General features: G+C 69.5%; 14 protein-coding genes. 7 read left to right on the forward strand and 7 right to left on the reverse strand.

Annotation, left to right across the window (positions count from 1 at the left end; all coding sequences use genetic code 11):
- Positions 1–152: 152 nt before the first annotated feature.
- Positions 153–683, forward strand: a complete 531-nt coding sequence (locus tag ABD298_RS15100; RefSeq protein WP_344300586.1) for an SRPBCC domain-containing protein — start codon at positions 153–155, stop codon at positions 681–683.
- A 40-nt stretch (positions 684–723) separates the two neighbouring features.
- Entirely contained in the window at positions 724–1359 is a 636-nt protein-coding gene (locus ABD298_RS15105) for a DUF2461 domain-containing protein (RefSeq protein WP_344300587.1), read from the forward strand.
- A 1-nt stretch (position 1360) separates the two neighbouring features.
- Here ABD298_RS15105 and ABD298_RS15110 read toward each other — a convergent pair whose 3' ends face one another.
- The 4 genes from ABD298_RS15110 to ABD298_RS15125 all read right to left on the reverse strand — a co-directional run bounded on the left by ABD298_RS15110 (position 1361) and on the right by ABD298_RS15125 (position 6454).
- On the reverse strand, positions 1361–2767 hold the full coding sequence (locus ABD298_RS15110; RefSeq protein ID WP_344300588.1) for a DUF4032 domain-containing protein: 1407 nt from the start codon (positions 2765–2767) through the stop codon (positions 1361–1363).
- Positions 2768–2881: 114 nt separating this feature from the next.
- Positions 2882–3964 carry an ABC transporter ATP-binding protein gene (locus tag ABD298_RS15115; protein ID WP_344300722.1) on the reverse strand — a complete coding sequence of 361 codons (1083 nt, stop codon included), beginning with the start codon at positions 3962–3964 and terminating at the stop codon, positions 2882–2884.
- A gap of 217 nt (positions 3965–4181) precedes the next feature.
- Positions 4182–4991, reverse strand: coding sequence for a trehalose-phosphatase (gene otsB / locus ABD298_RS15120; RefSeq protein ID WP_413249972.1), 810 nt, complete (start codon positions 4989–4991; stop codon positions 4182–4184).
- Positions 4988–6454 (reverse strand): alpha,alpha-trehalose-phosphate synthase (UDP-forming), encoded by a 1467-nt coding sequence (locus ABD298_RS15125; protein WP_425564454.1) that lies wholly within the window; start codon positions 6452–6454, stop codon positions 4988–4990. The genes otsB and ABD298_RS15125 overlap by 4 nt, the downstream gene beginning before the upstream one ends.
- 229 nt (positions 6455–6683) lie before the next feature.
- On the opposite strand from ABD298_RS15125, the gene ABD298_RS15130 reads away from it, so the two are divergent.
- On the forward strand, positions 6684–7583 hold the full coding sequence (locus ABD298_RS15130; protein WP_344300590.1) for a DsbA family protein: 900 nt from the start codon (positions 6684–6686) through the stop codon (positions 7581–7583).
- Between the two features lie 84 nt (positions 7584–7667).
- Here ABD298_RS15130 and ABD298_RS15135 read toward each other — a convergent pair whose 3' ends face one another.
- Complete coding sequence (locus tag ABD298_RS15135; RefSeq protein WP_344300591.1) at positions 7668–7892, reverse strand: hypothetical protein; 225 nt, start codon at positions 7890–7892, stop codon at positions 7668–7670.
- Positions 7893–8167: 275 nt separating this feature from the next.
- On the opposite strand from ABD298_RS15135, the gene ABD298_RS15140 reads away from it, so the two are divergent.
- On the forward strand, positions 8168–8449 hold the full coding sequence (locus ABD298_RS15140; protein ID WP_344300592.1) for a helicase associated domain-containing protein: 282 nt from the start codon (positions 8168–8170) through the stop codon (positions 8447–8449).
- A 37-nt stretch (positions 8450–8486) separates the two neighbouring features.
- Here ABD298_RS15140 and ABD298_RS15145 read toward each other — a convergent pair whose 3' ends face one another.
- Positions 8487–9197, reverse strand: a complete 711-nt coding sequence (locus ABD298_RS15145) for a hypothetical protein (protein WP_344300594.1) — start codon at positions 9195–9197, stop codon at positions 8487–8489.
- Between the two features lie 240 nt (positions 9198–9437).
- Between ABD298_RS15145 and ABD298_RS15150 the strand changes: the two genes are divergently transcribed.
- The 3 genes from ABD298_RS15150 to ABD298_RS15160 are packed head-to-tail and all read left to right on the forward strand — an operon-like array spanning position 9438 to position 14148.
- Positions 9438–10460: a 3-oxoacyl-ACP synthase III gene (locus ABD298_RS15150; protein WP_344300595.1), complete on the forward strand. Its 1023-nt coding sequence runs from the start codon at positions 9438–9440 to the stop codon at positions 10458–10460.
- On the forward strand, positions 10454–13150 hold the full coding sequence (locus tag ABD298_RS15155) for an alpha/beta fold hydrolase (RefSeq protein WP_344300596.1): 2697 nt from the start codon (positions 10454–10456) through the stop codon (positions 13148–13150). Before ABD298_RS15150 ends, ABD298_RS15155 begins: the two co-directional genes overlap by 7 nt.
- Positions 13147–14148, forward strand: a complete 1002-nt coding sequence (locus ABD298_RS15160; RefSeq protein WP_344300597.1) for an NAD-dependent epimerase/dehydratase family protein — start codon at positions 13147–13149, stop codon at positions 14146–14148. Before ABD298_RS15155 ends, ABD298_RS15160 begins: the two co-directional genes overlap by 4 nt.
- A gap of 54 nt (positions 14149–14202) precedes the next feature.
- Here ABD298_RS15160 and ABD298_RS15165 read toward each other — a convergent pair whose 3' ends face one another.
- A complete protein-coding gene (locus ABD298_RS15165) occupies positions 14203–14679 on the reverse strand; it encodes a hypothetical protein (RefSeq protein ID WP_344300598.1) in 477 nt (158 codons plus the stop codon).
- Between the last annotated feature and the right edge of the window lie 88 nt (positions 14680–14767).

Consider the following 14767-nt stretch of genomic DNA (forward strand, 5'->3'; position numbering starts at 1 on the left):
CTGCACCCGCGAGGGTGTGGGAGAGTAGGACACCGCCGGACAACACCACCAGGTCGAGCCCCCCAGCCCCCGCCGGGGGGCTCCCTGCATTTAACGACGGCTCGGCAGAAGACCCGACGTGCAGGGTAGCTGCACGGCCCTAGGATCGTTGCATGGAACCCCTCTTCTCACACTCTCCGCGCTCGGAGCCCGACCGGGCAGCGCGCGGCGAGGCACCGCCGGCGCGCGTGTACCGCCTCGAGCTGCCCGTGCCCCGAGACGTTGTCTACCGGGCGTTCGTGGGGGACGTCCACCTGTGGTGGCCAGCGGACTTGACCCGCTTCGGCGAGGGGACGCATGTCTTCATCGAAGACGGCGTAGTGGGCGAGGAGGGGGTGAACGGCGAGACAGTGGTGTGGGCCGAGGTGCGGCACGAGGAGGCCGGAGCGGACATCGTGTTCTCCTGGTCCGAAGGGGCACCAGCTGGCAGCCCGACCACGGTGACGGTGGCGCTGGAGGACGCGTCGGGTCATGCCGCCGGCGGAACCGTTGTCACCGTGACGCAGGCTGGGTCGGCGTCGGGACCGGGCAGTGATGCCCAGCTCGACCGGTCCGGTGACTGGCGTGCAATCCTGGGGCGGTTCGCCGCGTTCTTCGGCCAGCTCCCGGCGGCTGTCGAAGAGCTCGCAGGCGGCGGAGCCTGAGACTGGACGGACGGTTCGGACCGGGCGGAAGATGCCTTCCATGGGCGAATTCACGGGATTCCCTCCGGAGGGACCTGCCTTCTATGCAGACCTTGAGCTGAACAACTCCAAGGAGTGGTGGACGGGGCACAAGGAGGTCTACGAGAGGGCGGTCAGGGTCCCGATGACGGCGCTTCTGGACGAGCTCTCAGGGGAGTTCGGCGAGGCCAAGGCCTTCCGCCCGTACCGGGACGTGAGGTTCAGCAAGGACAAGTCGCCCTACAAGACCCATCAGGGCGGCTTCGCGCAGACTGCTCAGGGCATCGGGTACTACCTCCACCTCGACGCTGACGGACTCAGAGTGGGCGGCGGGTACCACTCGCATACGCCGGCTCAGGTCGCCCGCTACCGGGGCGCCGTCGATGCCCCTTCCTCAGGAGCGGAGCTGGATGCCATTGTCGGAGCCCTGCGAAGCGCTGGTTTCGCCATTGACGGAGAGCGTCTCAAGACCGTTCCGCGCGAGTATCCGAGAGACCATCCCAGGGGTGAGCTGCTCACCCACAAGTCGCTCACTGCCGGGAAGGCATACGGCATGCCGGTCTGGCTCGGGACACCGGACGCCCTCGTACACGTGCGCAGCGCCTGGTCAGGGCTCCGGCCCCTCGTCGAGTGGCTGACGGACCACGTGGGCGGGTGACTCAGTCCTCGGTGAGGTGCTCGTCGTCGTCCTCGTCATCCTCGCGGTGACGGGCCTCCTCGGTCTCGATAACCTTCAGGAGCTGGGTGTCCGGGTTGAGCATGATGGCCGCCTCGTCGCGGCGGTGGCGGAGGACATCGTCGATGTACGACTGGAGCGTCTCGGCGAGCGGAACATAGCGATCGAGCTTCTCCGACATGTACCACCGGTGCTCCAGGACCTGATGCACCACCTCGGCCGGCTCCAGCTTCCCCGACAGCTCCTTCGGTATCGCCCTGACGATGGGCTCGAAGACCTGGGTGACCCAGGCATGGGCGCTGATCTCCTCGTCCTGGCCGGGGTAGTTGTCGGCGCGGAACGAGTCCATGTCGTTCAGCAGGCGCCGGGCCTGGTTCTCCTGGGCATCGAGGCCGGTGAGGCGCAGGAGCCGGCGCTGGTGATGGCCAGCGTCGACGACCTTGGGCTGGAGCTGGATGGTGGTGCCCCCGGCCGTCGTCTTGATGGCGTACTCCTCCACGTCGAAGCCGAGCTCGTTGAGCCGACGGATGCGGGCGCCCACACGCCACCGTTCGCCCAGCTCGAACGACTCCTTCTCCGTGAGCTCGGCCCACAGGTTCCGGTAGGAGTCCATGATCCTCTCGCTGGTGGCGACGGGATCCACCTCGGGGTCGATGAGGCCGCCGTCGAGGAGGTCCATGAGCTCGCCCGCGATGTTGACGCGTGCGATCTCCAGATCGTACTCGCGTTGGCCGGTGGAGAGGTCGGGGTAGAGCTCGCCGGTCTCGGCGTCCACGAGATAGGCTGCGAACGAGCCGGCATCGCGGCGGAACAGCGTGTTCGAGAGCGAGACGTCCCCCCAGTAGAACCCGACGAGATGGAGCCGAACCAACAGCAGGGCCTGCGCGTCGATGAGCCGTGTGAGGGTGTCCTTGCGCAGCGTCTGCGAGAACAGCGCACGGTAGGGCAGGGAGAACTTGAGGTGCCTGGTGACGAGGCAGGGGTCGAGCGGGGTGCCCTGGGGGGTCTGCCGATCGCGGATCACGGCCACCGGCTCGACGCACGGGACGTCGAGGCGCTGGAGCTTGCGCAGCATGTGGTACTCATGGCGGGCCACATGCTCGCCGGTCTCCTTCACGGCGATGACGGAATTGCCCAACTTCGCGAACCGCACAATGTGCCGGGAGATGCCGCGCGGAAGCGCAGCCAGGTACTCCTCGGGCCATTCTTCGAGCGCCATGTGCCACGGCAGGTCCAGGAGTTCCGGGTCCGCTGCCGCCGCGGTGATGCTGAGTGAGCCCATGACCGGCGAGGGCGGCGGGTCGGGCAGGGGAGAGCGCCTCGGCAGCTTGCCGAGTTCGGCGTAGTCCGTCGGCTCGTCCTGCCACGTGGCGCTGCTCTGTTCCGTCATGTCTTCCATTCTTCCGCGGTTCGTCCGAGGCGCGCAGCCCCATGACATGAGAGCGCCCGCCGGGCGGGGCCTGGCGGGCGCTCTCGTGATGGCGCGGCGTCGCCGCGTCAGGGGTCAGTCGCCGAGGCGGAGGCCGGTCTTGGTGTCGAAGAGGTGGACGTGGCCCTGCTGCGGGCGGACCCAGATCTTCTCGCCCTTCATCGGGGGCCGGCGGCCGTCGGTCCGAGCGACGATGTCGTGGCTCTGCCCGTCCAGCATCGTGTGGCCGTAGATGTAGGCGTCGGCACCGAGCTCCTCGACGACGTCGACCTCAACCTCGAGGCCCTCGCCCTGGGGAGCGGTCTCGAGGTCCTCGGGCCGGACGCCGAGGGTGACGGTCGAGCCGTGGGCCTCGGACAGGACGTCGCGGGCCACGGGGTAGACCGTGCCGCCGAACTTCACGCCGTTGTCGGCTTCCGGGAGCTCGAGCAGGTTCATGGCGGGCGAGCCGATGAATCCGGCTACGAACACGTTGGTCGGGCGGTCGTAGAGGTTGCGCGGCGTGTCGACCTGCTGGAGGAGGCCGTCCTTGAGGACTGCGACACGATCGCCCATCGTCATGGCCTCGACCTGGTCGTGCGTGACGTAGACCGTCGTGACGCCCAGGCGGCGGGTCAGCGAGGCGATCTGGGTGCGGGTCTGGACGCGAAGCTTGGCATCGAGGTTCGAGAGCGGCTCGTCCATGAGGAAGACCTGGGGGTTGCGGACGATCGCGCGGCCCATGGCGACGCGCTGGCGCTGGCCACCCGAGAGGGCCTTCGGCTTGCGCTCGAGGTACTGCTCCAGATCGAGCAGCTTGGCGGCTTCCTTGACGCGCTGGGCGCGCTCCTCCTTGGAGACGCCGGCGATCTTGAGGGCGAAGCCCATGTTGTCCGCGACCGTCATGTGCGGGTACAGCGCGTAGTTCTGGAAGACCATCGCGATGTCGCGGTCCTTCGGCGGGACGTCCGTGACGTCGCGCTCACCGATGAGGATGCGGCCCGAGTTCACGTCCTCGAGGCCGGCGAGCATGCGGAGGGAGGTCGACTTGCCACAGCCGGACGGGCCGACCAGGACGAGGAATTCGCCGTCTGCGATCTCGATGTTGAGCTTGTCGACGGCGGGCTTGTCGGTGCCCGGATACAGGCGCGTCGCATTGTCGAACGTAACTGTAGCCACAGTCATCAGTCCCTTCACCGGCAGGTACGTGCCGGACGATCCGTAGTGAATGGTTCGTGTTGTTCAGTTGTGTCCCTCATGGCGGCCAGAACGGGCCGCCCGTGCTGGCGTCGCCCATTTTGGCACAACCCGATGATCGGGGGCAGCGCCCTCGCTCAACAAGACGAGTATGGCACGGATCACATTCGAGGGGAAATGTGGTGCACGTAACATCCCGTTATGTGGACGCCCCGTCGGTGTCAGGGCGCCTCTGCGCACCGAGGTCCGCGCGGAGCTCGGCCAGGAGGCCGACGACCTCGGCGACGTCCTGGGGGGACTCGACGCGGAAGCCCGCGGCGGTCTCGCCCGGACCCACCTTGATCCCCACGTCACCGGACTCCAGGGCGCGGAAGCCGTCTTCGTCCGTGACGTCGTCGCCGGCGAACAGGACAGCCTCGGCCTCGGTCACCTGGCGCAGGAAGGCCAGTCCCTCACCCTTGGTCGCGTGCACGACCGAGCCCTCGAGGACCTCCTTGCCGTCCTTGAGGAAGATGTCCCCCCGGCCGGTGAGCTGCCTGCGGGCGGCTGCGACGGCGGCCGCGGCATCGTCCCGGTCGGCCTGACGCGTGTGCAGGACGCGTCCCGCCGGCTTCTCCTCGACCCACGTCCCTGGGGCCTGGGTGGAGACCTCGGTGAACGTGCGGTGGAGGTCGGCGAGCGCATCGCGCTGGTCGGGGTCGAGCGCCACGGGGTGCTCCTCGGCGCCCAGCCGGACCTCCGCCCCGTGGCTCCCGATGAGCAGCGTCCGGTCGTCCGGCGAGGCCACCTTGAGCAGGCTCGTCAGTGCCCGGCCCGACACGTAGGCCGTCCACGTCTCCGGCAGCGCCGCGAGGCGCACGACGGCGGCCGCGGTCGCCGGGAGGGGCCGGGCGTCCTCGGCGCGCTCCACGATGGGCGAGACGACGCCGTCGAAGTCGAGGGCGACGAGGAGCCGGTCGACGCCGGCCAGCTGGGTCAGTGCCGCCCGGAGCTGGTCGTCGATGGTCACGGGCAGACCTCCTTGAGTCGGGCGAGGAAGATGGACGACCATTCCTCGACGTTGTGCACCAGGACCTGGCGGCGCATCGTCTTCATGCGGCGCGCCGCGATTCCCGGCGGGAGGTTGATGGCCGTGGTAATCGAGTCCTTGAGGCCCGCGATGTCGTGCGGGTTGATCAGCAGTGCCTGTTTGAGCTGGTCGGCGGCGCCGGCGAATTCGCTCAGGATCAGCGCCCCTGTCCCGTCGAGGCGCGAGGCCACATACTCCTTGGCCACGAGGTTCATGCCGTCGCGGAGGGCCGTGACGAGCATGACGTCCGCTGCGAGGTAGAGCGCCACCATCTCCTCGGTCGGGTACGAATGGTGCAGATAGCGGACGGCGGTGTGCTGCATGGTGTCGAACGTGCCGTTGATCCGCCCGACCGTGCCCTCGATCTCCTCGCGCAGGAGGCGGTACTGCTCGACCCGCTCGCGGCTCGGGCTCGCGACCTGGATGAGAGTCACTTCCCCCACCTTGACCCGCCCGTCGGTGAGGAGCTCTTCGAAGGCCTTGAGCCGGTGTCGGATGCCCTTCGTGTAGTCCAGCCGGTCGACCCCGAGCATGATCACCTTGGGGTCGCCCAGATCCTGGCGGATCTGGCGGGCGCGTTCGATGATTTCGGGGCGGGAGGCGAGCTCGGCGATCCTTGCCGTGTCGATCGAGATGGGGAAGGCTTCCGCGCGCACCTCGCGCCGTCCGTCGTGGCGCGTTGGATCGTGGACGACGAGGTGGGTTCCCTTGCCGCTCGCTCCCGCGTACCGACGCGCGGCGCGGGCGAAGTTCGAGGCGTCGTTGGGCCGCTGGAAGCCCAGGAGGTCCGCACCGAGCAGTCCTTCGAGGACCTGGCGCCGCCAGGGCAGCTGGGCGAAGATCTCCTGCGGTGGGAACGGGATGTGGTTGAAGAAGCCGATCTTCAGGTCCGGGCGCTGTCGGCGGAGCATCGCCGGGACGAGCTGGAGCTGGTAGTCCTGCACCCAGACCGTGGCGCCGTCGGCGGCGCAGGCCGTGACGGCGTCGGCGAACCTCTGGTTGACCTTGCGGTACGCGTCCCACCAGGTCCGGTGGAACTCCGGCGGCGCGATCACGTCGTGGTAGAGGGGCCACAGGGTGGCGTTGGAGAAGCCCTCGTAGTACGTCTCGACTTCCCCGGCCGAGAGCGGCACCGGCAGGATGGAGATCCCCTCGTGCTCGAACGGCTCCACTTCCTCGTCCGGCGCACCATGCCAGCCGACCCACGCGCCGTCGGACTTCTCCATCACCGGGGCGAGCGCCGTGACCAGACCGCCGGGAGAGCGCCGCCACCCTGCATCCTCGCCTTCGCCGACCCTGTCGACAGGCAGGCGGTTGGAGACGACGAGGAAGTCGTAGATGTGCGTCCTGGCGGGGATTCCGTTGTCTTCCTCGGTCGGTTTCTTGGCGGTCTGCTGGCTCACGTTCAGTCCCCTCGGATCCCTGTCACTTTCCTCAACACTACCCGCCGCGGCGTGGGCTGCATGTCACACGCGGAATATGGAACTCACCCCAGATGCGGAACGTTGCGGGGGAATAAGCCCCGGCGAGGGGAAGGAAAGGGCGGGACCCGGCGCCAGCCGCCTGCACTACACTGACCCCGTCGCCGACCACGAGCGTGCACCGCGCGCCGCGAACCGATCACGAGGAACGATGAGCCCCGCCAATCAGCCACGACAGACGAAGGCAGAGCGCACCGCCGCCGCCCGGGAGAAGGCCCGCCAGATCCGTGAGGAGCAGCAGAAGAGGGAGAAGCGCAATCGTCTCCTGCTTCGGTGGGGCGTCGTGGTCGCTCTCGTGGCCGTGATCGCCGTGGTTGCGCTCGTGGTCACGAGCTCGATGCGCTCCAATGCGCCGATCGGGGACACCGGGCCCCGTGCGGCCAATATGAACGCGAACGGCGGTGTGACGCTCGGAAAGGGCAATGAGGTCAAGGCCGTTCCGGCGTCGACCGTCGATGTCGCATCGATCCCTCCAGCGACCGGCCAGCCGAGCGCCGGCCAGGCCGCCAACGCCCCCGGCATCGAGCCGTCCGCCAAGGCCGAGCCGGTCAAGGTGGTCGTCTACATCGACTTCATCTGCCCGATCTGCAAGAAGTTCGAGGACACGTACGGCGAGAAGCTGAACCAGGCGCGCAACGACGGCAAGATCACCCTCGAGTACCGTCCGCTGGGCTTCCTGGACCGCCAGTCCACGACGAACTACTCGTCGCGGGCCGCCAACGCCGCCGCCTGCGTCGCGAACTCCTACCCGGACAAGTACGCCGACTTCTTCACGGCGCTGTTCGCACAGCAGCCCGCTGAGGGCAGCGCGGGCCTCTCCGATGACAAGCTCAAGGAGATCGCGCGGGGCCTCGGCGCAGACATCGACAAGTGCGTCGACGACAAGACCTACCGGCCGATGGTCAAGTACGACACCCAGCTCGCGACCTCCTCGGGCGTCACCGGCACGCCAACGGCGTTCGTGGACGGCAAGCAGTGGGGCATCGGGGACTCTGCGCAGCAGGGCTTCGACGCGTTCCTCGACGCCGCGATCGCTGCCAAGGCTGCCTGACCGAAACGTACGACGCCGGCCCGGTCCCCTCGCGGGGGCCGGGCCGGCTGTCGTTGGAGCAGAAGTCCGGTGAGACCGTCGCCGTCAGCGGATGTGCATCTGGACGAGGGCGACGGCTGCCGCGAGCAGGAGGCCGAGCGCGACGACGCCGAGCATTCCGGCGAGGGCCAGCACGAGCCTGCCGGCGGCAATGAAGGGCTCCTTGGGGATCATCCAGGCCTTCCTGTGCAGGGCTGCCTGCAGCCTTGCAGACTCTGCCCGCGCATCCAGGAGGCTCTCCTGAACGAGGCCGTCCCCCACAGGGCCCATCATTCCCCCTCTTGTGTTTCCTGTTGTCTCCGCCGCCCGGGGTGACACCGCACCCGCGGCCGCCTTACCGTTCGCACGGTTTCGAGGCGGCCGCGGGCGCTCCAAAGCGAACCCCCAGCGTCCGCATTGGACGTGTACAACATTAGCGGATATGCCGCCCGCACGGCGCGGAATGTAGCGATGCCTTTTGGGGGCTGCAGCTTCCCGTAGGACCGCGCGATCTGGCTAGAATGCGTCAACGCGACGTCGGAGAGTTATTGGGGGGGGAATCAATCGTGGACGAGGCAATGAAGCGCTATCTCTCCAGGCAGATCACAGGGCTCGACCGCATGAGAGAACCGCGCGACGAGGAATTCGCGGCGGCCATCGTGGAACTCGAGGCATTCCGTGAGGAAGGCGGCGGCATCCCCGACTGGAGATCGAGCGACCGGGTCGAAGCGAGGCTCGGTTCGTGGTTGGAGGGCCAGCGGGATGTTGAACGCCGCGGCGTGCTGTGCGAGAAGCGGCGCGCGCTGCTCGAAGGCGTGCTGGGGCCGCGGTGGGTGAGCCCGAGCTGAGGCCGCCCACGGGACCAGCACGGGGACCCGCGGGAGTTCAGGAGTCTGTCGGGGCCGCCCGCTCCCGCGCCGGCAAGGGGGACTCCGCAGCGGCCAGCATTTCTTCCTCCGTTCGTCCCTGCTTGCGGAGGAAGAGCAGCAGTTCTTCCTGGGAGGGTTCCCCGCGGTCCCGGTACTTCACGGCGAGCCCGTAGAGGTACTCGAAGTCGGCATATCGGGCCGGGTCGGACCACATTTCTCGCTCCCGCATCGCCGCCGGCCTCCACAGTGCCCAGCCGTGCCGGATGGAATTCCCATGGAGGTCGAGAACGCGCTCTGCCCTGAGTACGCCAGTCCTCGTGAGGTACCCCAGCTCGGAATAGAAGTTGAAGAGGGCGCGAGTGGCGCCGTCAATGTACTGTGGCTCGCGCAGCTGCCCATCGACCAGATAGTGGTCGAGGAAGTACTGGAAACTCGCCCGCCGGTACCGCTGGAAGATGGGTCCGGTCCACTCCTCCCAGAGCTGCGACATCACGCTGACCTCCAGCCGGATCCGCTCGCGCTCGTCGCGCAGCTGGAGGGACTTCAGCTGCGCGGCCACGCTCTGCGCTGTCAGTTCGGTCTGGCGTCTCATGAGGACGTTCTGCTCCTCGACGAATTCCGCGTGGGCCCTCAGCTGCCGTCGTGCGACCCAGGCCGCCCAGATGGCACCGACGCCGGTGGCCATGCCGCCCACGGCGATGAGCACTGTCAGGAGATCGAGGTCCATCGGCGACCCTTCCTCAGTCCGATGAGATGGGCCCCAGCTGTTCGTACCGTCAAGATTCCGCGCACGCGGTGCGGACGTCAAGGAGGTCAAGGCGAAGGCGAGAGGCGCGATCGCCTAACCTCTGGCAGAGTATTCTTCAGCGCCGACATCGTGAACCAGCCTGGGCATCTGTCTTAGCCTTCCGCTCATGTGGGTACTGTCACCGCATGGATTCAGCACGGAAACGAACAGGGGCCTGATTTGGCAGGGAACGCGACCTTTCGGCACGGCAACACCGCACTGCTTGCGGTGAGCAGCGTCGAGGCTCCGAGGATCGTGAGTTCGACGGATTTCGACCACAGCCTGGCGTCGACCCTGCAGCGGCTCAGGTTCCCGCCCCGGCTGCTCGAGCGCGTCGCCGGCATCACACACCGCCGCTGGTGGGCCCCCGGGACGTCCTTCGACGACGCCGCGGCCGAAGCGGGTGCGAAGGCGCTGGCAGAGGCGGGTGTGGAAGCATCCGAGATCGGGCTCCTGATCAACACCTCAGTCACGCGACGCAGCCTCGAGCCGTCGGTCGCGGTGAAGATCCACCACCGGATGGGCCTGAATTCGTCGGCCATGAACTTCGACCTTGCGAACGCGTGCCTCGGGTTCGTGAACGGCATGATCCTGGCGGCCAACATGATCGACTCCGGCCAGATCAAGTACGCCGTCATCGTCAACGGCGAGGACTCGCAAGCCACACAGGAGGCGACGCTGGCACGACTGCAGCGGCCGGACACGACCCGCGAAGACTTCACCCGTGAGTTCGCCACGCTCACCCTCGGCTCAGGGGCAGCCGCAGCCGTCCTGGGTCCTGCCGATGAGCACCCGGGGGCCCACCGGCTCGTCGGGGGCGTGATGCGAGCCGGCACCGAGCACCACGACCTGTGCGTGGGAGGCGTCGACGGGATGTCCACCGACACGAAGGGCCTGCTCGACGGCGGCCTCCAGCTTGTGGTCGACGCCTGGCACGAGGCCCAGCCAGAGTGGGACTGGGCCTCCATGGACCGCTATGTCACCCATCAGGTGAGCAACGCCTACACCCAGGCCATCATCAAGGCCATCGACCTCGACCCGGGCAAGGTTCCGATCACCTTCCCCTACTGGGGCAACGTGGGTCCTGCCTCCCTGCCCATGACACTGGCAGCCGAGGCACAGTCGCTGAGTTCGGGAGACCGCGTGCTGTGCATGGGCGTGGGCTCGGGACTGAATACGGGCATGGTGGAAATCGTTTGGTAGCCGAGGCCTGGGCCGGGGTCGACCCCGAATGGTCCCGGACGATCACCGTTCATTCCACCTCCGCGGTGGACCCTCCGGGCACACTGCGCCGCTGGCACGTCTTGGACAACGGCCCACAAATCTCCCGGCGGGGTCTCGCGCCGGCAGGCACCCTGCTGTGCGTCCACGGCAACCCGACCTGGGCGTACCTGTGGCGGACCCTTCTGGCAGCCGGATCCGAGCCGGCCCATCCGTGGCGCGTCGTCGCGGTGGACCAGCTTGACATGGGCTACTCGGAGCGGACCGGCACATTCCGTCGTCTGCGTGACCGGATCAACGACCTCGGAGACCTGACCGACGCACTGGGCCTCGACGGACCGGTGGTCACAGTGGGCCACGACTGGGGCGGGGTGGTCAGCCTCGGCTGGGCGCTGGCGCACCGCCAGCACCTCGCCGGAGTCGTGCTGACCAACACGGCCGTCCACCAGCCGTCCGGCTCGGGGATCCCGCCCGCCCTCCGGCTTGCGCTGCACCCCGCGGTCCACCGCTGGGGCACGACGACGTCGGACGCCTTCCTGCGGGTCACACACGCCCTGGCACGCCCACAGCTGCCCCCCGAGGTCCGCAGGGCCTACATGGCCCCGTACCGCAGCTCCCACCGCCGGGCGGGGGTGGGGAACTTCGTGGCGGACATCCCCACGGAGGCCTCCCATCCCAGCTTCCTGGCGCTCCGCGCGGTAGCGGAAGGGGTGCGCGGGCTCCGGGTGCCGGCGCTGCTGCTCTGGGGGCCGCGCGACCCCGTCTTCTCCGACCGCTACCTCAAAGACCTCATCGGGCGGCTCCCGCACGCGGACGTGCACCGCTTCGAGGGCGCAGGACACCTCGTGGCGGAGGACCGCGACATCGCCGCACCGGTCTTCCAGTGGCTCGCGGACCACGCGGTCGGCACGCACGCCGGCGACCACGCGGCGTCGGGCGCACCGATCCCCGACGCAGGCAAGCCGACGGCCGCCGAGGAGCGGCCCGGCGCGTTCCGCCCACTCTGGTCGGAGCTCGACGAGCAGGCCGCGGGCCCCGGAGGGGACGAAACCGCTGTGGCCGAGATGTCGCCGGCGGGCGCCGTCAGCCGTCTGCTCACGTGGAGACAGCTAGGCTGGAGCATCGCCGAGCTCGCTGCTGGCCTGCGGGATGCCGGCGTCGGCAGCGGCAGCCGGGTGAGCCTCATGGTTCCGCCAGGGGTGGACCTCACCGTGGCGCTCTACGCGTGCCTGCGGCTTGGCGCCGTGGTCGTGGTGGCCGACGCCGGGCTCGGAGCCAGGGGCCTGAGCCGGGCCGTGAAGGGCGCAGCCCCCGATTTCCTGATCGGCATCGACAGGGCACTCGCGGCTGCCGCGGCGCTCGGCTGGCCCGGCCGGCGGATCAGCGTGCAGGAGCTGCCGGAGGTCCGCCGCCGCATCCTCGGAGTCGAAGCCTCGCTCGCAGCCCTCGCGCGGCGCGGTGCAGCGCTGGGCGCGGGCCGGCCGCTGCCCGATCCGGATCCGACGGCCCCCGCCGCCGTACTGTTCACGTCCGGCTCGACCGGACCCGCGAAGGGGGTTGCCTACACCCATCGGCAGCTCTCTGCGATGCGGAACACCGTGGCCCAGACGTTCGGGATCCGCCGCGGGGCCAGACTGGTGGCGGGCTTCGCCCCCTTCGCGCTCCTCGGACCGGCGCTCGGGGCAGTCTCGGTGACACCTGCGATGGACGTCACGGCTCCCCGCACCCTCACGGCGCGCGCGCTGGGGGACGCTGCGGCGGCCATCGAAGCCACCGTGGTCTTCGCCTCGCCGGCGGCGCTGCGCAATGTCCTGGCTACCCAGGATGGCGTGGGAGCGGCGGGGCGCGAGGCCCTGGAGCGGGTCGAACTGCTGCTGTCCGCCGGGGCGCCTGTCCCCGAACCGCTCCTGGCCGAGGTGCAGCGGCTCCTTCCGCGGGCCTCGCTGCACACCCCCTATGGGATGACGGAAGCGCTGCCCGTCACGGACATCAGCCTCGAACAGATCCAGGCCGCCGACGTCGACGCTTCCGCCGGCACCGTGCCGGGTGCGGGCAATGGCGTGTGTGTCGGCCTGCCGGTGCATGGTGCGCGCGTCGCTGTCGTTCCGCTGGCCGCCGACGGCAGTGCGCACGGATCCCATCCTGTGACCGAGGCGGGCGTGACTGGTGAGATCCTGGTCAGCGCGCCGCACGTCAAGCACGCCTACGACAGGCTCTGGCTGACGCAGCGGGAGAGCTCCAGCGTTCCCGGGTGGCACCGCACAGGCGACGTGGGGCACTTCGACGCGGCCGGCCGCCTCTGGGTGGAGGGGCGCCTGGCCCACGTCGTGACGGCGCCGGGCGCCGTGGTCACGCCTGTCGGCGTGGAGCAGGCAATCGAACGTCTCGACTGCGTTCGGCTGGCCGCCATCGCCGGTGTCGGGCCGGCTGGCACGCAGGCGGTGGTCGCCGTCGTCGAGACCTCGCCTCAGACCCGGAGCGCGGGCCCTGCGGCGCCGCGGCTCGCGGCGCGCGTCAGGGAGGCGGCCCGTGAGGCCGGCGTGGCGGTCTCCGCGGTGCTGGCCGTTCCAGCGCTCCCCACGGACATCCGGCACAACGCGAAGATCGACAGGACGCGTCTGTCCCGCTGGGCTTCCCGAGTGCTGGCCGGCGGCCGCCCGGGGAAGCCATGAGGGTCCTCGTCACGGGCGCCAGCGGGCTGCTCGGACGTGAGGTTGCGCGGCTCCTGGTCCGCCAAGGGCACGCCGTGACCACGTTCCAGCGACGGGCGTCAGGGGTCGACGGCGCCGCTGACCTCCGCGGCTCCGTCACCGACGAGGACGCTGTCCGGGCGGCCGTTCAGGGTGCGGAGGGTATCGTCCATCTGGCCGCGAAGGTCTCCTTCACCGGCCGAGCGGCTGAGTTCCACGAGGTGAACGTCGAGGGGACCCGCCGCCTCCTCCGGTGCGCTCGCGCGGCCGGCGTGCGGGAAGTCGTGTTCGTGTCGTCCCCGTCCGTGGCCAACTCCGGCGCCGCCATCGCGGGCCTGGGCGCCGAGCCCGCCGACCCGCAGCGCGCGCACGGAGACTACTCCCGCACCAAGGCCGAGGCTGAGCTCCTCGCGCTGGCGGCGGATTCGCCGGGGTTCCGGGTCGGCGCGGTGCGCCCCCACATCGTGTGGGGCCCCGGCGATACCCAACTGGTGGAACGGGTCCTGCACCGTGCGAGGCACCACCGCCTGCCCCTGCTCGACGCCGGTGCCGCGCTGGTCGACACCACCTATGTGGACAATGCTGCCTCCGCCATCGTCGCTGCGCTGCACCGCATGGACCACATCCATGGGAGGGCCGTCGTCGTGACCAACGGCGAGCCGCGCCCGATCGGCGAGCTGCTCGCAGGCATCTGCCGCGCAGCCGGCGTCCCGGCGCCGTCGCGGGCCGTGCCCGGCTCCGTAGCTCGGACGGCGGGCGCGGTGGTGGAGAAGCTCTGGACCTGGGCCGGGCGCAAGGAGGAGCCTCCGATGACGAGATTCCTGGCCGAGCAGCTCTCCACGGCCCACTGGTACGACCAGCGTGAGACCCGAGCGCTCCTCGACTGGACACCCTCTGTCTCGCTCGATGAGGGGCTCGCGAGACTTGGCGAGCACTATGGCTCTCCGTCAGGGGCCGCTGATGCGTCTCGGCGACCGTAAGCGGGCACCCCGGGTCACCCAGCGCCCCGGAGGTCAGGGCGGGGCGCCCGGAGCTCAGGGCAGGGCTGGGGTGGGGCCGTTGCCGCTGCGGAGAGGGACGGGCTCTCCATAAACGTTCACGATGCTGCCGGTCTGTTCAGCGCGGAGCTCGAGGAGCTCCACGGGCGCCGTGGCCCGGGCCGAGGCGGCGGCGTGGGCGACGTCGGCGGGGATGTGCTCGGCCGCGAGCACGAGGCGGTGCCCGACAGGGAGGCGGGTGTGCTCTGCGGCCCAGAGGTCCAAGGCGCGGGCGAGCTGGCCGGCGTCGGCGTCGGCGAGCTGGACTTCGACGAGGAGGCGGGTGCCGCCAGCGGGGTCGAAGAGGATGACGGCGAACCGGTCGGTGCCGGGCCGGAGGATGGTGCGCTCGAAGCGGGGCGTGCCGTCGGTGAGACCCAGCAAAACCGGGTTCTCCTCGATGCGTGAGGCCAGCCAGACCGCGTCGAGGCCGAGGCTGTGCAGGGTCGGCCGACGGGGCTGGGGCGTGCTCACCCCATGATCCTATGCGCGGCCCCTGCAACAGTCCGTGACGCACGGCATGCCGCCGGGGTGGTTTGGCCCGGGGATGTGCCGGATAGCG

The organism is Sinomonas flava, assembly GCF_039531875.1.
GTDB lineage: Bacteria > Actinomycetota > Actinomycetes > Actinomycetales > Micrococcaceae > Sinomonas > Sinomonas flava.